Source organism: Curtobacterium phoenicis (genome assembly GCF_047238015.1).
Lineage (GTDB): Bacteria > Actinomycetota > Actinomycetes > Actinomycetales > Microbacteriaceae > Curtobacterium.
In genome coordinates this window covers 1,416,806-1,435,680 of sequence record NZ_JBDFLZ010000002.1, presented here as the reverse complement: position 1 = coordinate 1,435,680, position 18,875 = coordinate 1,416,806, and the positions used below count along the sequence as shown (strand labels likewise).

The 18,875-nt window shown below is 69.6% G+C and carries 16 protein-coding genes and 2 tRNA genes; 3 read left to right on the top strand and 15 right to left on the bottom strand.

What is annotated here, in order from left to right; genetic code table 11:
• Positions 1-91 precede the first annotated feature (91 nt).
• Entirely contained in the window at positions 92-1,372 is a 1,281-nt protein-coding gene (clpX, locus tag ABC270_RS07095; protein ID WP_242090858.1) for an ATP-dependent Clp protease ATP-binding subunit ClpX, read from the bottom strand.
• Positions 1,373-1,590: 218 nt separating this feature from the next.
• On the opposite strand from clpX, the gene ABC270_RS07090 reads away from it, so the two are divergent.
• Together ABC270_RS07090 and ABC270_RS07085 are read left to right on the top strand one after the other, a co-directional pair.
• A complete protein-coding gene (locus tag ABC270_RS07090; RefSeq protein WP_412880134.1) occupies positions 1,591-2,307 on the top strand; it encodes a YcnI family copper-binding membrane protein in 717 nt (238 codons plus the stop codon).
• A 71-nt stretch (positions 2,308-2,378) separates the two neighbouring features.
• Positions 2,379-2,984, top strand: a complete 606-nt coding sequence (locus ABC270_RS07085) for a copper resistance CopC family protein (protein WP_412880133.1) — start codon at positions 2,379-2,381, stop codon at positions 2,982-2,984.
• A 168-nt stretch (positions 2,985-3,152) separates the two neighbouring features.
• Here the strand turns inward: ABC270_RS07085 and ABC270_RS07080 are convergent, their stop codons facing one another.
• The 5 genes from ABC270_RS07080 to ABC270_RS07060 all read right to left on the bottom strand — a co-directional run bounded on the left by ABC270_RS07080 (position 3,153) and on the right by ABC270_RS07060 (position 6,477).
• Positions 3,153-3,812, bottom strand: coding sequence for an ATP-dependent Clp protease proteolytic subunit (locus ABC270_RS07080; RefSeq protein ID WP_058725494.1), 660 nt, complete (start codon positions 3,810-3,812; stop codon positions 3,153-3,155).
• A 29-nt stretch (positions 3,813-3,841) separates the two neighbouring features.
• Positions 3,842-4,471 carry an ATP-dependent Clp protease proteolytic subunit gene (locus ABC270_RS07075; RefSeq protein WP_058725495.1) on the bottom strand — a complete coding sequence of 210 codons (630 nt, stop codon included), beginning with the start codon at positions 4,469-4,471 and terminating at the stop codon, positions 3,842-3,844.
• 158 nt (positions 4,472-4,629) lie between these two features.
• Positions 4,630-5,937 carry a trigger factor gene (tig, locus tag ABC270_RS07070; protein WP_412880132.1) on the bottom strand — a complete coding sequence of 436 codons (1,308 nt, stop codon included), beginning with the start codon at positions 5,935-5,937 and terminating at the stop codon, positions 4,630-4,632.
• A 36-nt stretch (positions 5,938-5,973) separates the two neighbouring features.
• A tRNA-Pro gene (locus ABC270_RS07065) sits at positions 5,974-6,050 on the bottom strand.
• Between the two features lie 136 nt (positions 6,051-6,186).
• Positions 6,187-6,477, bottom strand: coding sequence for a hypothetical protein (locus tag ABC270_RS07060; RefSeq protein ID WP_412880131.1), 291 nt, complete (start codon positions 6,475-6,477; stop codon positions 6,187-6,189).
• A 54-nt stretch (positions 6,478-6,531) separates the two neighbouring features.
• On the opposite strand from ABC270_RS07060, the gene ABC270_RS07055 reads away from it, so the two are divergent.
• Positions 6,532-6,602, top strand: a tRNA-Gly gene (locus ABC270_RS07055).
• A 145-nt stretch (positions 6,603-6,747) separates the two neighbouring features.
• Here the strand turns inward: ABC270_RS07055 and ABC270_RS07050 are convergent.
• The 9 genes from ABC270_RS07050 to ABC270_RS07010 all read right to left on the bottom strand — a co-directional run bounded on the left by ABC270_RS07050 (position 6,748) and on the right by ABC270_RS07010 (position 18,824).
• On the bottom strand, positions 6,748-7,038 hold the full coding sequence (locus tag ABC270_RS07050; RefSeq protein ID WP_412880130.1) for a DUF1905 domain-containing protein: 291 nt from the start codon (positions 7,036-7,038) through the stop codon (positions 6,748-6,750).
• Between the two features lie 16 nt (positions 7,039-7,054).
• Positions 7,055-8,755, bottom strand: a complete 1,701-nt coding sequence (locus tag ABC270_RS07045; RefSeq protein ID WP_412880129.1) for a glycosyltransferase — start codon at positions 8,753-8,755, stop codon at positions 7,055-7,057.
• Positions 8,752-9,912 carry a hypothetical protein gene (locus ABC270_RS07040; protein WP_412880128.1) on the bottom strand — a complete coding sequence of 387 codons (1,161 nt, stop codon included), beginning with the start codon at positions 9,910-9,912 and terminating at the stop codon, positions 8,752-8,754. Before ABC270_RS07040 ends, ABC270_RS07045 begins: the two co-directional genes overlap by 4 nt.
• Before the next feature lie 243 nt (positions 9,913-10,155).
• Entirely contained in the window at positions 10,156-11,115 is a 960-nt protein-coding gene (locus ABC270_RS07035; protein ID WP_412880127.1) for an endo-beta-N-acetylglucosaminidase H, read from the bottom strand.
• An 84-nt stretch (positions 11,116-11,199) separates the two neighbouring features.
• Positions 11,200-14,244, bottom strand: coding sequence for an alpha-mannosidase (locus ABC270_RS07030; RefSeq protein ID WP_412880126.1), 3,045 nt, complete (start codon positions 14,242-14,244; stop codon positions 11,200-11,202).
• 74 nt (positions 14,245-14,318) lie between these two features.
• Positions 14,319-15,689 carry a glycoside hydrolase 5 family protein gene (locus tag ABC270_RS07025; RefSeq protein ID WP_412880125.1) on the bottom strand — a complete coding sequence of 457 codons (1,371 nt, stop codon included), beginning with the start codon at positions 15,687-15,689 and terminating at the stop codon, positions 14,319-14,321.
• Positions 15,690-15,700: 11 nt separating this feature from the next.
• Positions 15,701-16,666, bottom strand: a complete 966-nt coding sequence (locus tag ABC270_RS07020; protein WP_412880124.1) for a carbohydrate ABC transporter permease — start codon at positions 16,664-16,666, stop codon at positions 15,701-15,703.
• Positions 16,663-17,535 carry a carbohydrate ABC transporter permease gene (locus tag ABC270_RS07015; protein ID WP_058725503.1) on the bottom strand — a complete coding sequence of 291 codons (873 nt, stop codon included), beginning with the start codon at positions 17,533-17,535 and terminating at the stop codon, positions 16,663-16,665. Before ABC270_RS07015 ends, ABC270_RS07020 begins: the two co-directional genes overlap by 4 nt.
• On the bottom strand, positions 17,535-18,824 hold the full coding sequence (locus ABC270_RS07010) for an ABC transporter substrate-binding protein (RefSeq protein WP_412880123.1): 1,290 nt from the start codon (positions 18,822-18,824) through the stop codon (positions 17,535-17,537). The genes ABC270_RS07015 and ABC270_RS07010 overlap by 1 nt, the downstream gene beginning before the upstream one ends.
• Between the last annotated feature and the right edge of the window lie 51 nt (positions 18,825-18,875).

Genomic DNA, 18,875 nt, shown 5'->3' with positions numbered 1-18,875 from the left:
TCGTGGTTCGGAGCGAGAGCCCCCCGAAGCGGCTCGGGGCTGTTCGGAGCGAGAGCCCGCCGGAGCGGGGTCCGTCCGGGCAGCGAACGCGTTACGCGGACTTCTCGATGCGCTTCGCGCGCGGGCGCGGCACGATCGTCGGCGCGGCGTTCTCGAGCACGGACTCACGGGTGATCACCACGCGTGCGACGTCGTCGTCCGAGGGCACGTCGAACATCACCGGACCAAGGACCTCTTCGAGGATGGCGCGGAGCCCACGAGCACCCGTCTGCCGCAGCACCGCGAGGTCGGCGATCGCCTCGAGGGCTCCCCGCTCGAACTCGAGCTCGACGCCGTCGATCTCGAACATCCGCTGGTACTGCTTCACGAGGGCGTTCTTCGGCTCGGTGAGGATCTGCATGAGCGCGGCCTGGTCGAGCTGGGACACCGTGGTCACGACGGGCAGACGACCGATGAACTCCGGGATGAGCCCGAACTTGTGCAGGTCTTCCGGGAGGACGTCGGAGAAGAGGTCCTGCTGGTCGAGCGGACTGTGCAGCGGTGCACCGAACCCGATGCCGCGCTTGCCGACGCGCGACGACACGATGTCCTCGAGCCCGGCGAACGCCCCCGCCACGATGAACAGCACGTTCGTCGTGTCGATCTGGATGAACTCCTGGTGCGGGTGCTTCCGGCCGCCCTGCGGCGGGACCGAGGCCGTCGTCCCCTCGAGGATCTTGAGCAGCGCCTGCTGCACGCCCTCACCCGAGACGTCACGGGTGATGGAGGGGTTCTCGGCCTTGCGGGCGATCTTGTCGACCTCGTCGATGTAGATGATGCCGGTCTCGGCGCGCTTGACGTCGTAGTCGGCGGCCTGGATGAGCTTCAGGAGGATGTTCTCGACGTCCTCGCCCACGTAGCCGGCCTCGGTCAGTGCGGTGGCGTCGGCGACCGCGAACGGGACGTTGAGGCGCTTCGCGAGCGTCTGCGCGAGGTAGGTCTTCCCGCAGCCGGTCGGGCCGATGAGCAGGATGTTCGACTTCGCGATCTCGATGTCGTCGCGGTCCTCTGCGGCGGTGATCTGCCCCTGCGCGCGGATGCGCTTGTAGTGGTTGTAGACGGCCACGGCGAGCGCGCGCTTCGCGGGGTCCTGACCGATCACGTACTCCTGCAGGAAGTCGAAGATCTCGCGGGGCTTCGGGAGCTCGAAGTCGCCGCTCGCGGTGTCCTCGCCCGCCTCGGCCAGACGCTCCTCGATGATCTCGTTGCAGAGCTCGACGCACTCGTCGCAGATGTAGACGCCCGGGCCGGCGATGAGCTGCTGGACCTGCTTCTGGCTCTTGCCGCAGAAGGAGCACTTGAGCAGGTCAGCGCTCTCTCCGATGCGTGCCATGTGCGTGCCCTCCCTCGGCCGTGCGACGACTCCGTCGGAACCGACGCCTGACGATCCTCCCGGCGCTGATCCACCGGCTGTGTCCGAGCCTAACCGCAACCGACGACAGCCACCGCGACGCCCGGCCGGTTTCGCCGCGCGCGTTCGCCCAGGGCGTTCGATCCTGCTACCGTGTCCGAGTCGGCTCTACAAGTTGTAGAACTCTCGGAAGGAAGTCCATGCCCAAGCGCGTCGCCGTCGTCGGTGCAGCAACACTCGGCGTCACCGCCGCGATCGTCCTCGGCACGGCAGCGGCTGCCAGTGCCCACGTCGAGGCGACCGCCACGTCCACCGCCGCTGACTCGTACACGACCGCGACGTTCTCGGTGCCGCACGGCTGCGACGGCTCCCCGACCACGAAGCTGACCTTCCACGTGCCGGAGAGCATCATCGAGGTGACCCCGACCGTCAACCCGAACTGGACCATCACGAAGACCACCGAGCCGTACACGAGCCCCTCGTCCTCCGCCGACGACGAGTCCGCGGAGGACGCCGGGCAGCGCGTGACCTCCATCACCTACACGGCGAAGACCCCGCTCCCCGCCGACGAGCGCGACACGTTCTCGCTGTCGTTCTCCCTGCCGGACGGCAAGCCCGGCGACCGTGTCGAGCTCCCCGTCACGCAGACCTGCGAGAAGGGGTCCACCGAGTGGGACCAGCACCAGCAGGACGGCAAGGCCGAGCCGGAGCACCCCGCCCCGTCGATCGTGCTGACGAAGGCCGTCGCCACCGAGGCCGATGGGGATCCCGTCGAGACCGCCACCGCGTCGGACAACACGAGCACGAGCAGCGGGCCGGACCTCGTCGGGCGCTTCCTCGGACTGGGCGGACTCGTGCTCGGCGCGGCCGCCCTGGTCGTCGCGGTCGCCTCGACCCGTCGACGGACCGGCAAGTGACGACTCGCCTCCAGCGACCGGCTGCGCGTGCACCGCACGGTCGGTTCCGTGCGGCCGGGAGGCTCGTGGCCGTGTCCGCCACGGCCCTCACGATCGCTGGCGGTGCGGTCCTCGGTCTCGCGGCTCCTGCCAGCGCCCACAACTACATGATCGCCTCGACGCCGAAGGTCGACGGGACGCTCACGTCCCTGCCGAAGGCGTTCGAGATCACGACGAACGACAAGCTCCTCGACATCGGCGGATCGAACGCCGGGTTCGCCTACCGGATCGTCGGTCCCGACGGGAAGTACTACGAGGACGGCTGCCTCGACGTCGACGGGCCCTCGATGACCACGAAGGCCGCGCTCGGAGCCTCCGGGAAGTACACCGTCGAGTGGCAGATCGTCTCCGCGGACGGGCACACCGTCTCGGACGAGTACACGTTCACGTGGAAGGCGCCGTCGGGCTTCACCCCCGCGAAGGGTGCCGCCGAGCCGCCGACGTGCGCGACGGCGTCCGGCGGGTCGACCGAGGCCCCGACGAACGGCACCGCGTCGGGTGCGACCGACTCGGCGACCACGGACGCGCTCTTCATCGGCGCCAGCGGGGTCGTCGTGGTGGGCGCGGTCGTCGCGGTGCTGCTCCTCCTCCGCCGACGCCCGGCAGCGCCGTCGCCCGACGACCCCGACGACGACTGACGCGGAGGGACGGACCCGCACCGCGCCTCCAGGCCGGTCGTCCAGCCGATCGTCCGGAACGCGGTTCCGCGGGCCACGCACATCCCGCAACGCACGAGACGAGACGAACGCGCCCGTGCACGCACGAAGGCCCCGCACCGGACGGTGCGGGGCCTTCGTGGTGCAGCGCTACTTGACGAGCGCCGGCACGTTCTTGCGGCTGGTGAGGACCTGGTCGATCAGGCCGTACTCCAACGCCTCTTCGGCGGACATGATCTTGTCGCGCTCGATGTCGTTGTTGACCTGCTCCGGCGTGCGGTTCGAGTGCTTCGAGAGCGTCTCCTCGAGCCAGGTGCGCATGCGGAGGATCTCCGCCGCCTGGATCTCGATGTCCGACGCCTGACCGCCACCCTGCTGGGTCGCCGGCTGGTGGATGAGCACACGGGCGTTCGGGAGCGCCAGACGCTTGCCGGGGGTACCGGCAGCGAGGAGCACCGACGCCGCCGAGGCAGCCTGGCCGAGGCAGACCGTCTGGATCTGCGGACGGATGTACTGCATCGTGTCGTAGATCGCCGTCATCGCGGTGAACGAGCCACCGGGCGAGTTGATGTACATGACGATGTCGCGGTCCGGGTCCATCGACTCGAGCACGAGCAGCTGCGCCATGATGTCGTCAGCCGACGCGTCGTCGACCTGGACGCCGAGGAACACGATGCGGTCCTCGAAGAGCTTCGCGTACGGGTCCTGCCGCTTGTAGCCGTAGGCCGTGCGCTCCTCGAAGCTCGGGAGGATGTAACGGTTCGACGGAGCCGGGACGTTCTGCGCGCCACCGAGCATGGGGAGATGCATTCTCGTTTCCTTTTCTTCGGTGGGTCGGGTCAGGACTGGGCGCCGGGCTCGGCCGCGTCGGTGGGGGTCTCGCCGTCGCCGACGGTTCCGCCGCCGCCGACGACCTCGGCCGCCGAACCACGGAGGTGGTCGACGAAGCCGTACTCGAGGGCCTCCTGTGCCGTGAACCAGTTGTCGCGGTCGTTGTCCTTGAGGATCTGCTCGATCGACTTGCCGGTCTGCTCCGCCGTGAGCTCGGCCATCCGCTGCTTCATGTCGAGGATGACCTTCGCCTGCGTCTGGATGTCGGCAGCGGTGCCGCCGAAGCCACCCGACGGCTGGTGCAGCAGCACGCGCGCGTTCGGGGTGATGTAGCGCTTGCCCGGGGTACCCGACGAGAGCAGGAACTGCCCCATCGAGGCCGCGAGGCCGATGCCCACGGTGACGATGTCGTTCGGCACGAACTGCATCGTGTCGTAGATCGCCATGCCGGCGGTGATCGAGCCGCCGGGCGAGTTGATGTAGAGGTAGATGTCCTTCTCAGGGTCCTCGGCCGCGAGCATCAGCAGCTTCGCTGCGATCTCGTTCGAGTTGTCGTCGCGGACCTCGGAGCCGAGCCACACGATCCGGTCTCTCAGAAGGCGGTCAAAAACACTGGGGTTCAGTGTCGCTTCGGCCATGGAAAAGCTCCCGTTCAGTTGTCGCTTGATGTCGAACTTATCGGGTGCAACGCACCACTTCGCGTCTGTTCGCTGTGGGCGGTCGGATCGCGCCGCACAACGGACGGGAGGCGCGGTGCCAGCTGGCACCGCGCCTCCCGTCCGCAGGGTGGGAACGCTTACTCAGCGTCCTCCGCCGGGGTCTGCGCGACGCCCGCCGTGAAGGCGGAGAGGTCGACGTCGCCGCCGTTGGAGTCCTTGACGGTCACCTTGGAGAGGACGGTCGCGACGGCCTTCGAGCGGGCCACCTCGCCGACCATGCCCGGGATCTGCCCGTTCTGGTCGATGACGCGGATGAACTCGGCCGGCTCCATGCCGTACTGCGCGGCGGCCTGGATGAGGTACTGCGTGAGCTCCTCCTGCGAGACCTGGATCTCTTCCTTCTCGGCGATCGCGTCGAGGAGGATCTGCGAGCGGAAGGCCTTCTCGCTGGACTCGGCGACCTCCTTGCGGTGCTCGTCGTCCTCGAGGCGGTTCTCCTGCTCGAGGTGACGGTGCACCTCGTCCTCGATGAGCTTCTCCGAGATCGGGATGTCGACGTCCTCGATGAGCTTCTCGACGAGCTTGTCGCGAGCGGCAGCGCCCTGGCCGAAGGTCTTCGACTTCGCGATCTGCTCCTTGAGGTCCGCCTTGAGCTCGTCGATCGTGTCGAACTGGCTCGCGATCTGCGCGAACTCGTCGTCGGCCTCGGGGAGCTCGCGCTCCTTGACGGCGGTGACGGTCACGGCGATCTGCGCGGTCTCGCCCTCGCGGTCGCCACCGACGAGCGTCGACTCGAAGGTCGTCGACTCACCGGCGGTGAGGGACTCGAGCGCTTCGTCGATGCCCTCGAGCAGGTCGCCCGAGCCGATCTCGTAGGAGACGCCGGTGGCCGAGTCGACCTCGTCGTCGCCGATCGTGGCGGTGAGGTCGATCTGCGCGAAGTCGCCCTTGGTCGCCGGACGGTCGACCGTGACGAGCGTGCCGAAGCGGGTGCGCAGGTTCTGCAGCTCCTCCTCGATCTCCTCGTCGGTGACGTCCACGGCGTCGACCGTGAGCTCGTAGTTCGCGTAGTCCGGGAGGTCGAACTCCGGACGGACGTCGACCTCGAACGTGAGGACGAGGTCGCCCGTGAAGTCCTTCACGTTCGGGAGCTCGGCGACGTCGGCCTCGGCGCGGCCGAGGATGCGCAGCTCCTGCTCCTCCACCGCCTGGCGGTAGAAGGTGTCGATCGCGTCGCCGACGGCGTGGTTCAGGACCTCGCCACGGCCGACACGCTGGTCGACGATCGCCGGCGGGACCTTGCCCTTGCGGAAGCCCGGGATGTTGATCTGCTCGGCGATGTGCTTGTACGCGTGGTCGATGCTCGGCTTGAGGTCTTCCGGCGTCACGTTCACGGTGAGCTTGACGCGGGTGTCGCTCAGCTTGTCGACGGTGCTGGTGGCCAAGGGATGTACTCCTGTTGGTTGACGTTCTTGTGGACCTGGTCGGGGCGACAGGATTTGAACCTGCGACCTCCCGCTCCCAAAGCGGGCGCTCTACCAAGCTGAGCTACGCCCCGTTTGACTGGGCCAGGGTGGCCGGACACACCTCACGGCGCGGACGACCCCGATGAGTCTAGCGGTCTGCCGGCGCCCGGTTCCCGGGAGCCCGGGAGCGTCGTGGATCCGCTCGGCTCAGCACGCCCTGTGGAGGGATCAGTCGTCCTCGGCGCGCCGCCGGAGATCGCGCCGCCACCGGAACCCGACGAAGACCTGCACAGCAGCGGCCCCGAGCACCAGCACGATGCCGAGGACGATCCGCCAGACGTGCAGCAGCGCGTGCTCGGGCTGCCCCTGCGGATCGCCGAACAGCGCCGGTCGGAGGGAGAACACCACGGCGGCGAGCAGCACCAGCACGTAGGAGACGACGCGCGAACGCCTGATCCGACGGCTGTCGTCGTCACTCGGCGGGAGGACGACACGGGAGCGTCCGTCGTGGAGTGGCATGTCGGTCGCTGTTCGTCCGCTACGATGGTCGGGCTGCGACTCGTGCGCAGCCGCGGGGATGTAGCTCAATGGTAGAGCCCCAGTCTTCCAAACTGGCTACGCGGGTTCGATTCCCGTCATCCCCTCCGTATCGATCAGGCGCTCCGCGCCGATCGCCGGTCCTGCGCTCCCGCGCCGATCACTGCGGCGACGGTGCCACCCGGAGGACGCTCCGCGCCGATCGCCGGTCCTGGGCTCCCGCTCCCGTCACGGCAGCGCCGATGCCACGGCTCAGGCGTCGCCGAAGGTGAGCGTCACGTGCGTGACGTCGCCGAGTTCGACGCCCGCGCGTCGCCGCTCGGCCGCGCGGAGCGGCACGAGGTAGCCGCCGTCCTTCGGGAACAGCGAGGTCGTCCAGGTGACGGTGCCGATGGAGACCCGAGCGGGGATCACACCCCAGCCGTACGTCAGCATCGGCGCGAGCTCGTGGATCGTCTCGGCAGCGTCGGGCGGGACCACGGCGTAGACGAACGGCGCCGGACCGCGCCACTCGATGACCTCGCCGTCGAACTCGACCTCCACGCGGCGATCGTACGGCTCAGGCCGTCGTCTTCGTCAGCCCGTGCTCCGTCTTCTCCCAGTAGTGCGGCCGGGTGATCAGCTGCCAGAGACCCTTGTACGCGGCGACCGAGTGCAGGATCCAGTACACGGGGTTGAGGAGCGCCCACCCCATGAGGTCGAAGCGAGCCCGCTTGTACGGCCCCATCATCGTGAGGTAGATCATCGTCGCGTTGCCGAGGAGGAAGTCGAGCACGCAGAGCCAGAGGACCGGCGCGGGGAACACCGGGGCGGTCCACGCGGACGGGAGCACGAGCGTCGCCACGGTCACGACGATGCCGGGCAGCATGCCGAGGAACGTCAGCGGGGTCCCGGCGATCAAGAGCGCGAACGCCGCGGCACGGCGGATGCCGATCTCAGCGACGAGCGCCCGCGGCCGCCGGGCGTGCACGAGGGCGGTCTGCATGTAGCCCTTGATCCAGCGGGAGCGCTGACGGACGAAGTTCGGGATCGAGGTGTTCGCCTCCTCCATCGTCGTCGAGTTGACCACGGCGACGCGGTACCCGACGGCGGATGCCCGGATGCCCAGGTCGGCGTCCTCGGTGACGTTGAAGGGGTCCCACCCGCCGAGTTCCCGGAGCAGGTCCGTGCGGAAGTGGTTCGAGGTGCCGCCGAGCGGGATCGGCAGCTGGCGTGCGTCGAGTCCCGCGAGCATGTAGTCGAACCAGTACGAGTACTCGAGCGTGAACATGCGGGTCAGCGCGTTCTCGTCGGCGTTGAAGTAGCTCAGCGCCGCCTGCACGCACACGGTGTCGTCCCCGGCGCGGTCGAAGGTCAGGAACACCTTCTTGAGCTGGTCCGGGTCGGGTCGGTCCTCGGCGTCGTAGATGACGACGTAGTCCCCCTGCGCGATGGCGAGCCCGACGTTGCAGGCGCGCGGCTTCGTCTGCGGTGACCCGGGCGGCACGATGACGATCCGCATCCAGTCCGGCGGTGCGGCGTCGAGCACGGCCTCACGCGTCTCGTGATCCTCCGCCTCGACGAGCACGAGGACCTCGAGCCGGTCCTTCGGCCAGTCGAGCACCTCGAGGTTGCGCACCAGGTCGCGCACGATGTTCGCCTCGCGGAAGACGGGCACCAGCACGGTGTACGTCGGCAGTGCGTCGTCGTCGAGCGCAGCGACGTCCTCGGCCGAGACCTGCTCGACGAGGTCGAACCGGGCCCCGACCATCGACACCCAGAACTTGAAGACGATCCCGGCGAGGAAGCCGAGCGAGAGCACGGCGGTGGCGAGGGCGGCCGTCGTGCCCGGGGCGAGCACCATGCAGGCGGCGAAGACGAGCAACGCAGCGGCGCCACCGATCCGCTGCCCGCGCGACAGCACGGTGCGAGCGGACAGCGCCGGGTTGGTCCTTGCCAGCCCGTGGGCTGCGAGGTCGGCGACCTCTTCCTCGAGCTCGTACGCGACGCGCTGCCGGACGTCCGCCTCGGATGCGGAGCGGAGCACGACCGGTTCGCCGAACTCCTCGGTGAGCGCGGCGCGCAGGACGTCCGGGTCGGACCGGCCGCTCGTCAGGACGAGGACGCCCTCGCGGATCCGAGCGGAGGCGACCCACCCCTCCTCGACGTGCCGCTGCACCGAGCAGCGGTGCGGCGGACGCCAGTCGGTCTCCTCGCCACGGTGACGACCCCGCGCGACGACGGTCGGCGAGCCGGCGCGATCGGGGACGACGGCGGTCATCGGACGAACACCGCGACGATCGCGTGCATCCACTCGGCGACGACCTGGCGCTCGAACGCGGCGACCCACGCGAGCGGGACCTGCAGCACCGCGAGCACCACGACGAGGGTGCTCGTCACCCGCCCCTTGACCGGCGGGAGGATCGCGATGGCGACGCTGAGCATCGTCACGAACACGTTGCCGGCCGCGGCGACCGGGACGAGTCCGACGGCGTACCCGCCGATCGTCCCGGCGAAGAGCGCAGCGACCAGCGCGACCGCTCCCGGTCGGCGGACGAGCAGTGCCAGGGTGGCACCGGCGACGAGCATCACCACCAGGAGCAGGCCGTCCGCCGAGGCGAACAGGTGCTGCAGCGCGGCGATCCGTTCCCCCGACACCGAGATCGACCCACGGAGTGCCGCAAGCGGGTCGTGGAGCACGATGAGGTCGAGCGCGGCGGTGGAGAGCGCGACGGCTGCACTGGGGAACACGAGGACGAGCACGTTCGCCCTCCGGATGCCCGCTTGGTCGTGCCGCGCGAGGTCGAGCACCGGTGCTGCGAGCGCGGCGATGGCGACGTACAGGAACCCCATCGGATCGAGCAGTGTCGAGAGCATCAGGAGGAGGCCGGCGCGGAACCCCGACTGCGTGTCCCCCCACGCGAAGAAACGCACCATGTCGACGACCGCGAGGGCGAAGAGCGCGATGCCGAGGAACGCCTGCAGGTCGTTCAGCGCGACGAACGCGTAGAGCGGGTTCGCCCCGAGCGCGATCGTGAACGCGACGATCTCGCGCGTCCGGAGCCCGCGGCGGCGCATGTCCTGCGCGAGGAGTTGGAGCAGCACACCGGCTGCGATCCCGCCGGTGACCGCAGCCCCGTCGATCCCGAAGGGCATGAAACGCAGGATCACGCCGGACAGCAGCGGGTAGAGCTGCCCGATCGCCTGCACGACCCCGCCGTCGAGCGCGGAGGTCGCACGATCCAGGGTCGCCTGGTTGCCCGTGAGCCCGAGGAGCGGCGTCGGGGTGATCCTCGACGCGAGGACCGCGAGGAGGACGTAGGGCAGCGCGAAGGCGGCGCGGAGCAGCCACCGCACGGCGACGGGCGGCAGCGGGCGCAGGGTCGCCGGAGCCGCACCGGACAGGGCGGGACGCGGTCGGGAGAGCGTGACGGTCATGCGGCTCCTTCGGGTGAAGCGCACAGGGGTGTCCTGTACCGTCCATTCCACCTCGCGCTCTGCGGACACACCAGCCCACGAACGGGGTACAAGCCAGTCCCCCTTCCTGCCGACCGCGACGGACCTCCGCGGCGCTGCCGGGACCTGCCGTCGGAGGCGAGCAGCGAGACGGACGCGCCCCGCGCCTCCAGGCCGGAGCCGGAAGCGCGGGGCGCGCGGGGCGAGCCGCCGGAGCGGACCGCGTCAGTGGTACGTCGCCGCCTGTCCGTACAGGACCTGCGTGAACGACGAGACGTACGGCGAGACGTCGCCGTCCGGCAGGTTGTACGTCATGAAGACGCCGTAGCCGTCCGTCGTGGTCCGCGTCGCGAGCGAGACGGCCGTCGACTGCGGGGTGTTCTGGATGTCGACCGCGGCCGCGGACAGCTGCGACTTCGTCAGCCCGGGGATCGACGGCGCCGAGTACGTGCCGTAGTAGGGGTTCCAGGCGTAGTCCAGCTGCGAGCCGATCGCGCTGCTCGACGACGACAGGGCGTCCGACGCCGGGCCGATGTCGTAGAACGAGATGAGCTTGCCGGGCATGTCCGCACGGAGCGCGCTGATGAGCCACCCGATCGACTGCTGGTTCGGCTGCGGCGTTCCGTTCACCCCGTAGTCCGAGTACTCGTCGTCGAGGTCCACCCCGTCGAGCCCGTACTTCGCCACGGTCGCCGAGACCTGCGCGGCGAAGTCCTCCGCGGCCGCCTGCGTCGGGAAGTTGGCGATGCCGGCGCCCTGGTGGTTGCCGAGGATCGACAGCGAGACCTTGATGCCCTTCGCCTGCAGCGGCCGGATCTGGGTCGCGGCGTCGTCGAGCGTGCGCTGCACGTTCTCGTTGTTGTAGAGGACGGCCTTCGACCCGTCCCAGTTGATGTTCGCGGCGAAGATGATCGCGACGTCGAAGGCGTTCGCGCCGTTCGCCAGGGTGTACCGGCCGACGTTCGACAGCTGGTCGTTGTTCACCTCGACGTAGGCGATGCTCGTCGGCCCGCTCTTCTTCGGTGTCGCGTGCGGCTGCGCACCGTGCCCGACGCCGTGGTGGGCGCCGACACCGTGCGACAGCCCGGTGGGCGACGGCGCCGCCGAGGCTGCGGACGGCACGAGCGGTGCCGCGACCATCGCGGCGATGGCCGCGACGATCCCGAACTTCGTGGACTTCTTCATGGCACTCCTCTTCGAGCGGTGAACCGGACGGCTGCTGCCGACCGGGGCCACCGCCGGGGCACCCGGAGCCCCGGCGGCGGGGTCTCAGGCGGTGGTCCGTGCGAAGCGGAACGTCCGCACCTCGTAGGCGTCGACCGGGAAGGCCGCGACGCCGTCGGTGACCGCGGCCACCCCGGGCAACGCGGCGTCGGGCTCCTCGAGCAGCGTGACCTCGACCGGGTCGCCGAAGACCGCCCCGCCGTCAGCGTTCCCGACAGCGATGCCGCCGGTCCCCCGACGTCCGGACGGCTCGTACACGCGCACGACCAGGTCGCCCGAGCGGTCGTCGGCGAGCTTGACGCTCGACAGCACGACGTCGCCGGACACCTGCACGAGCGGCTCGAACCCGCGACCGCCCGTGACCACCCGCGGCGAGGCGTTCATGACGACGCCAGCCGCCGTCGCCCCGAGCTGGTCGGTCCCGATGACCATGCCGTACCGGTGGGTCTGCACGCCCTGGTCGGTCTCCGGGTCGGGGAACCGCGGGGCCCGGAGCAGCGACAACCGCACGGTCGTGGTGACGTGCCCGTCGACGGCGTCGCGCGTCGTGTCGAACCCGTGGATCGAGTCGTTCACGAGGGCCACGCCGAACCCGGGCTCCTCGATCAGGACGTAGCGGTGCATCGACGTCTCGAACTTCGCGGCCTCCCACGAGGTGTTCGTGTGCGTGACACGCTTCTGCGCGCCGAACTGCGTCTCGGCGACCGTGTGCTCGGCGCGGACGTCGAGCGGGAACGCCACCTTGAGGAACTTCTCGGTCTCGTGCCAGTCGGTCACCTGCGCGAACTCGAGCGTCCGCGAGTCCGGCTCGAGCGTGATCTCCTGCGTGACGGTCGAGTCGCCGAACGCCCGGGCGACGGTGACCCGCGCGATGCCGGCCGCGTCGACCGACGCGTCGAGCGAGGTGACGTCGACGAGGTCCTCGACCCGGTTCCGGTAGTACCGGTCGACGTCCCACGCGTCCCACATGTTCGGGAAGTCCTGGTGCAGCTGGAGCAGGTTCGCGACCTGCCCGGGCGCGACGGCCTCACGACCCGTCGTCAGGTCCACGGCGCTCGTCACGAGGCCACGGTGGTCGATGACGATCCGGACCAGCTCGTTCGTCAGCACGTAGCCGCCGTCCTGCTCGGTCAGCGCCACCGGGGTCGCCTCCGGCAGGTCGGTCGCCACGATCGCGCCCTGCGCGGGTGCGCCGGCCTGGAGGAACGGGGCCGGGTTGACGACGACCGTCGCGTCACCCGCCCCGGCCAGTGCCGACAGGGCGTCCGCGATGACCGTTTCGAGGCGCGCGGCCGTCTCGGCGTACTTCGCCACGGCTTCGCGGTGCACCCACGCGATCGACGTGCCCGGCAAGATGTCGTGGAACTGCTGCAGGAGGACCTGTTGCCAGAGCGCGTCGAGCTCGTCGTACGGGTAGGCGAAGTCGGTGCGGACGGCGGCGGTCGCTGCCCAGAGTTCGGCCTCGACGAGCAGCTGCTCGCACCGACGGTTGCCCTGCTTGGTCTGGTGCTGGCTCGTGAGCGTCGCCCGGTGCAGCTCGAGGTAGAGCTCCCCCACCCACACCGGCGGGTTCGGCAGCTCGGACTTCGCGCGGTCGAAGAACGCGTCCGGGTGCTCCCAGCGGACCTTGGCGCTGCCTTCGAGATCGGCGAGCCGGGCGGCCGTGCCGGTCATCTCACGGGTCGTGCCACCGCCGCCGTCGCCCCAGCCGACGGGTGCGATCGACCCCGTCGCCAGCCGGTTCTCGCGGAACTGCCGGGAGGCCTTCGCCACCTCTTCTCCGGAGAGCCGCGAGTTGTACGTGTCCATCGACGGGAAGTGCGAGAACACCCGCGAACCGTCGATGCCCTCCCAGAGGAACGTGTGGTGCGGGAACTTGTTGACCTGGTTCCACGAGATCTTCTGCGTGAAGAACCACTCGAAGCCCGCGCGGCGCATGAGCTGCGGCAGGGCGGGCGAGTAGCCGAAGCTGTCCGGCAGCCAGACACCCTTCGGCCGGATCCCGAACTCCCGCTCGAAGAACCGCTGCCCCTGCGAGAACTGCCGCACGATGCTCTCGCCCGTCGGCATCACCGTGTCGGACTCGACCCACATGCCGCCCAGGGGCAGGAAGCGTCCGGCCTCGACGGCGGCCTGGACCCGGGCGTACACCTCGGGCCGGTGCTCCTTGATCCAGGCGTACTGCTGCGCGCTCGACATCCCGTAGAGGAAGTCGTCGGTCTGGTCGATGAGCTCGGTCATCGTCGAGGTCGTCCGGGCGACCTTGCGGATCGTCTCGCGGACGGGCCAGAGCCAGGCGGAGTCGATGTGGGCGTGCCCGATCGCCGAGATGGTGTGTGCCGAGGCGTCCGCAGGAGCGGCGAGGACGTCGGCGAGCGCGGCCCGGGCGTCCGCGGCGGTCTCCGCGATGTGCTGCAGGTCGAGTCGGTCCAGCGCGTCGTCGAGCGCCTGCAGGATGCGCATCCGTCGAGGACCCTCGGGCAGCTGCGCCTGCAGTTCGAGGAGGACCTCGAGGTCGAGCGCGAGTTCGTGCACGTCGGACTCGAAGACGGCGAGGTCCATCCGACGGGACGTGTAGAGCCGCTTCGGGGACGAGGTCTCGACGTCGCCCTCGTGCGTGACGAGGAAGGGGTGGTAGTCGAGCAGGACCGGGTTCGACGCGGCCTCGACGAAGAGCTCGACGGTCTCACCACCAGCGGCTTCCTCGGCGATGAGCACCCACTGGTTCCGCGGGTTGATCGACTTCACCGGGGTGCCGTCGGCGAGGTACACGAGCCCCTCGCACTGGAAGCCGGGCATGTTCTTGTCGAACCCGAGGTCGATCACTGCCTCGACGCGGCGACCCGCCCAGTCCGTCGGCACGGTCCCGGTCAGTCGGAACCACGTCGTGCCCCACGCCGCGCCCCAGGTCGTGCCGACCTCGTACGGCTCGAAGTCGAGCGCGAGCCCCGACGCCGGTGGGATCGGCTCCCCCGGCAACTCGTGCCAGGCGGTGTCGAGCGGTGTCGCCGTGGCGTGCACCGCGGGCAGGATCCGCTCGTCGAGGACCCGGCGGGCGCGTCCGGTGGTGAGGGGGATGTCGTCGTGCATGGGGTCCTTCCGGGAGGGAGGGCCGGCGTCGCTGCCGGCAGCAGGGCTGGTGGGTGTGTCGAGCTGGTGGTCGGTCAGGGCATGGTCGCGGGGTGCGCGACCGAGAGCGCGGTACCGTCGAGGTCCGCCGGCACGTCCACGATGCTCGTGATCCCCCGTGCGGCGCGGAGCGCGCCGTCGGCGAGTCGGGAACGCAGGACCACCTGGGGGCCCCGGCCGTCCTCCGCGGACTCGGCGAGGGCGAGCCACGCGGCGGCGAACCGGCCGCCGGGCGCGCAGTCGGCCCGGGTGCCGTAGCGCGGCGAGCCGTCGGGCAGCACGTCGTCGAGGACGAGCGCGGTCGAGGGCGGCTCGGCCGGCGAGCGCACCTCCGCACGGGCGAGCGCGGCGAACGCCTCCCCCGCCGGCTTCAGCGCGCCGTCGTTCGTGAACAGGCCGAGGTCGTACTCGAGCTCGGGGAAGTCGGCGAGCGACCGGGAGACGTCGTGCGAGCACCACCACGTGACGCCGAACACGTCCTGCGCGCCGGCGACGTGCCGGATCGTCCGCTCGGTGAACGCCGCGGCGTCCGTGGGAGGGACGACGTTCGTCGGGGCGCCGACCTCCTGGAGCCAGTTCGGCCGACGGGGCTCGCGGTTCCATGCCGCCGCGAGCTGGAGCAGGTACTCCCCGTGCCGGACCGACCCGGCTCCGAGCGGTCCGTGCAGCGCCGCGGTGCCGTTGAACACCCACGAGTGCGTGATCGTGGCGTCGCCGTGGTCCGCCGCGTGCTCCGGCCCGAAGGGCTGCGCGTCGTCGTACCAGGCCGCGTCGTACTGTGCGACGGTGACCAGCGGCCCCGGCCGCGACCGGGCGGCGGGCCGGACCGACCTGTCGGAGCCGAGCGGAGCCTCCAGGCCGACGGCACCGACCCCGTCCCTGCCGACGGCGCCGAGCCCCCGTCTGGCGGCCGCGACCATCGTCGCAGCCCACGCGTGCCCCTGCTCCGCCGTGATGTCGTGCGGGGCGGGGTGCGGCGCGTGCGCGAACTGGTTGACCTCGTTGCCGATCGAGATGCCGAGCAGGTTCGGCTTGTCCGCGACGGCACCGGCGAGCGCCTCGACGTAGGTCGCGGTCGACGTGACGACGTCCGGATCGGTGAACATGTTCCGGCGGTGCCAGCTGTCGAGCCACGACGGCACGAAGTCGAAGCTCGACAGGTGCCCCTGCAGCGCATCGACGTTGACGTCGAGCCCGAAGGACCCGGCGAGGTCCACGACCGTGGCGACGTCCCGCAGCGCCGAGGCCCGGATGAGCGTCCGGTTCGGCTGCACGACCGGCCAGAGCGGGAAGATCCGCACGTGGTCGGCGCCGAGCGACGCGATCGCCTCGAGGTCGCGCGCGGTGTCCGACGCCGAGAAGTCGAGCCAGGAGTGGAACCACCCCACGGCCGGGGTGTAGTTCACGCCGAAGCGCATCAGCCCTTCACCCCGCCCTCTTCGACGCCCTTGAAGAAGAAGCGCTGGAGCACCGCGAAGATCACCGCGATCGGGATGAACGCGATCATCGTGCCCGCCGCGATCATGCGCTGGTCGGTGGCGAACGTCCCCTGGAGGTACTGCAGGCCGACCGTGAGGGTGAGGTTCTGCGGCGACTGCAGCACGATGAGCGGCCAGAGGAAGTCGTCCCAGGCGCCGATGAACGAGAAGATCGCGATCACCGCGATGGTGCCCTGCACGGCCGGCAGCGAGATGTACCGGAGGCGCTGCATCGCGTTCGCGCCGTCCATCACCGCGGCCTGGTCGATCTCCTCGGGGATCTGGCGGAACGCGTTGAACATGAGCAGGACGTTGAGCGCCGCGATCATGCCGGGCAGGGCGACACCGACGAGGTTGTCGGCGAGGCCGAGGTCCTTGACGGTGACGAACTGGCTGATGATCGTCGCTTCGCCGGGCAGCACGAGGGTGGCGAGGAAGAGTCCGAGCACGGCCTTCCGGAAGCGCCACTGCAGGCGGGCGAGGGCGAACCCGGCCAGCGTCGCGAAGACGATGTTGCCGAGGACGTCGATCGCGGCGACCAGCAGCGAGTTGCCGATGTACCGCCAGACCGGGATCGCGGCAGCCACCTTGAGGTAGTTCTCGATCGTCGGCTCGGTCGGGATGAACGACGGGTTCGCGGTGTAGATGTCCTCGCCGGCGCCCTTGAGCGAGGTCGAGAGCTGCCAGAGGAACGGGCCGATCGTGATGAAGAGGACGACGATCAGCAGGACGTAGCGCACCACCTTCTCGCGGGTGGACATGACGCCCCAGACGACGCGGCGCCGCTTGCGGGGCTGCCTGGAGGCTCGGTTCGGCTCCGTCGCGCCGGTCACGTCCGGCGCGGGGGCCGCCGCGCCGGCGGCGCCCCCGACGACCGGCTCGGTCGTGTTCGTGGTGTTCGTCACTTGTCGGCCTTGCTGTTCATGCGGGCGAGGGCGAGCATCGGGATGAGCGTCACGACGAAGAGCAGGAGGCTCAGGGCGGACGCGTAGCCGAGGTTGCCGGTGAAGCCGCGGGCGTACTGCTGGATGAGCATGACGAGCGAGTTGTCCTGCCCGCCGGGGCCACCCGTGCCGTTGGTGAGGATGTAGAGCTCGCTGAACACCCGGAGCGCGGAGACGCACACGAGGATGCCGACGAGCGTCATCGTCCCGCGGACCCCGGGCATCGTGACCGACCAGAACCGCCGTACGGCTCCGGCACCGTCGAGCGCCGCAGCCTCGTGCAGGTCCTTGCCGACGTTCCCGAGGGCCGCGAGGAAGATGATCATGTAGTAACCGAGGCCCTTCCAGACCGTGAGGCTGATCGCGCTGATGAGCAACAGCCACCGGTCGGTGAGGAACGGGATGCCCGCCCCGCCGAGGGCCTTCACGATCTCGTTGATGACCCCGCGGTCGTCGAGGATCCAGGTCCAGATGAGACCGACGACGACCGCGGAGGCGATCACGGGCGTGTAGTACGCCGTGCGGAAGAACGCGATGCCGGGGAGCTTCTGCTGCACGAGCACCGCGATGAGGAGCGGCAGCACGGTGAGCAGCGGCAGGCACACCGCCATGTAGATGACGCTGTTGAGCAGCGCCTCCCACACCTGCGGATCGGCGAGCAGGGTCCTGAAGTTCGCGAGACCGACCCACTGGCTCACGCCCCCGAGCGGGCTGGCGTTCGTGAACGACAGCCGGACGGTGTTGATCGACGGCCAGAGGCTGAAGGCGAGCAGCCAGACGAGTGCCGGCAGGACGAGCAGCCAGGGCGTGAACCAGCGGTTGGCGCGCATCAGCTGTTCGCCAGCAGGGTGTTCATCTTGGTCTGCGCCGTCTGGAGTGCCTTCTCCGGGGAGACCTGGCCCTTCATGGCGAGGGCGATCTGCTGGTCGAGGAAGTCGGTCATGGCGGAGTTCGCCTGGACCGGGTTGAGCACCTTGGCCTGCTTGAGGGCCTCGTTCGCGAGCACGCGGGCCTTGCCGTTCACGGTGCCGTCGTCCTTCGAGAAGTACGGGTCCGACTGCGACGACGTGGTCGACGGGAAGATGTTCACCAGGTGGGCGAAGGCCTCCTGGTTCTTCGCGTTCGTCATGTACTGCGCGAACGCCTCGGCGGTGGCGAGGTGCTTCGACTTGCTCGACACGGACAGGCCCTGCACGTACAGCGGCGGGGTGTCGAGTGCCGGGCTGACCGTGACGTTGCCCTTGAGCGACGGGTTGTTCTTGATCATGTCCGACAGGGCCGTGGCGCCGCCGGTGGTCCACGCGACCTTCTGCTGCGTAAACAGCGTCGAGTTGCCGAGGTAGTCGCTGTTCAGCACGTTCGAGGGCATGTAGCCGTCCTGGTACGCCGTCTTGTACCGGTCGATGAGGTCGGCGGCCTTCGACGAGTCGGCGAAGGTGAACTTCGTGCCGTCGCTGTTGAGGACCTTGACGCCGGCGAGCGTGAAGTCGCCGAGGCCGGGCTTGCGGCTCATCAGGTAGTCGTCCGGGCACTGCTCGTGCATGGTCTTCGCCTGCGTGAAGAGGTCGTCGGTGGTCTTCGGCGGGTTGTCCGCGTCGAGCCCGCACTTGTCGAACATGGACTTGTTCCAGTAGTCGACGTCGGTGTTGAGGTACCAGGGGTACCCGTAGGTGCCGTTCATCCCCTTGTACTGGTACGAGTCGAGCGCGCCGGCGACGTAGGTGCTGGCGAGCTTGCTGTCGTCCTTCGACACGTCCTGCAGGAACCCACGCTTCGCGAGCGGCAGGGCGATGTCCGGCGGCAGGTTGATGACGTCGGGCAGCGTGTTCGACGAGGCCTGGCTGAGCACCTTGTCCGCGTAGCCGTCGCCCGGCTGGTCCTGCAGCTTCACCTTCGCGTCCGGGTGCTCCTGCTCGAAGCCCTTGATGACACCGTTGAGGTAGTCCGTGTACGTCGGCGTGAGCGCCCAGGTCTGCAGCGTGATGGTGCCGTCGATCTTCCCGCTGCTTCCGGTCGCAGCGCCACCGCCGCTCGAGCAACCGGTCAGGGCGAGTGCTGCCGCTGCGGCCGTGGCGAGCAGGGCGACGGCGCCGCCCCGCTTGCGTGTCGTGGTCCTCATGGGATGTGACTCCTTCGTCATCGTGCTCAAACGGTTCAGTTCCTGTCGCCG

What these genes read in the sequence shown, in the direction of transcription:
- clpX (WP_242090858.1), bottom strand. Translation starts at nt 1,372, where the DNA reads ATGGCACGCATCGGAGAGAGCGCTGACCTGCTCAAGTGCTCCTTCTGC.
- ABC270_RS07090 (WP_412880134.1), top strand. Translation starts at nt 1,591, where the DNA reads ATGCCCAAGCGCGTCGCCGTCGTCGGTGCAGCAACACTCGGCGTCACC.
- ABC270_RS07080 (WP_058725494.1), bottom strand. Translation starts at nt 3,812, where the DNA reads ATGCATCTCCCCATGCTCGGTGGCGCGCAGAACGTCCCGGCTCCGTCG.
- ABC270_RS07075 (WP_058725495.1), bottom strand. Translation starts at nt 4,471, where the DNA reads ATGGCCGAAGCGACACTGAACCCCAGTGTTTTTGACCGCCTTCTGAGA.
- ABC270_RS07060 (WP_412880131.1), bottom strand. Translation starts at nt 6,477, where the DNA reads ATGCCACTCCACGACGGACGCTCCCGTGTCGTCCTCCCGCCGAGTGAC.
- ABC270_RS07045 (WP_412880129.1), bottom strand. Translation starts at nt 8,755, where the DNA reads ATGACCGCCGTCGTCCCCGATCGCGCCGGCTCGCCGACCGTCGTCGCG.
- ABC270_RS07040 (WP_412880128.1), bottom strand. Translation starts at nt 9,912, where the DNA reads ATGACCGTCACGCTCTCCCGACCGCGTCCCGCCCTGTCCGGTGCGGCT.
- ABC270_RS07035 (WP_412880127.1), bottom strand. Translation starts at nt 11,115, where the DNA reads ATGAAGAAGTCCACGAAGTTCGGGATCGTCGCGGCCATCGCCGCGATG.
- ABC270_RS07030 (WP_412880126.1), bottom strand. Translation starts at nt 14,244, where the DNA reads ATGCACGACGACATCCCCCTCACCACCGGACGCGCCCGCCGGGTCCTC.
- ABC270_RS07015 (WP_058725503.1), bottom strand. Translation starts at nt 17,535, where the DNA reads ATGCGCGCCAACCGCTGGTTCACGCCCTGGCTGCTCGTCCTGCCGGCA.
- ABC270_RS07010 (WP_412880123.1), bottom strand. Translation starts at nt 18,824, where the DNA reads ATGAGGACCACGACACGCAAGCGGGGCGGCGCCGTCGCCCTGCTCGCC.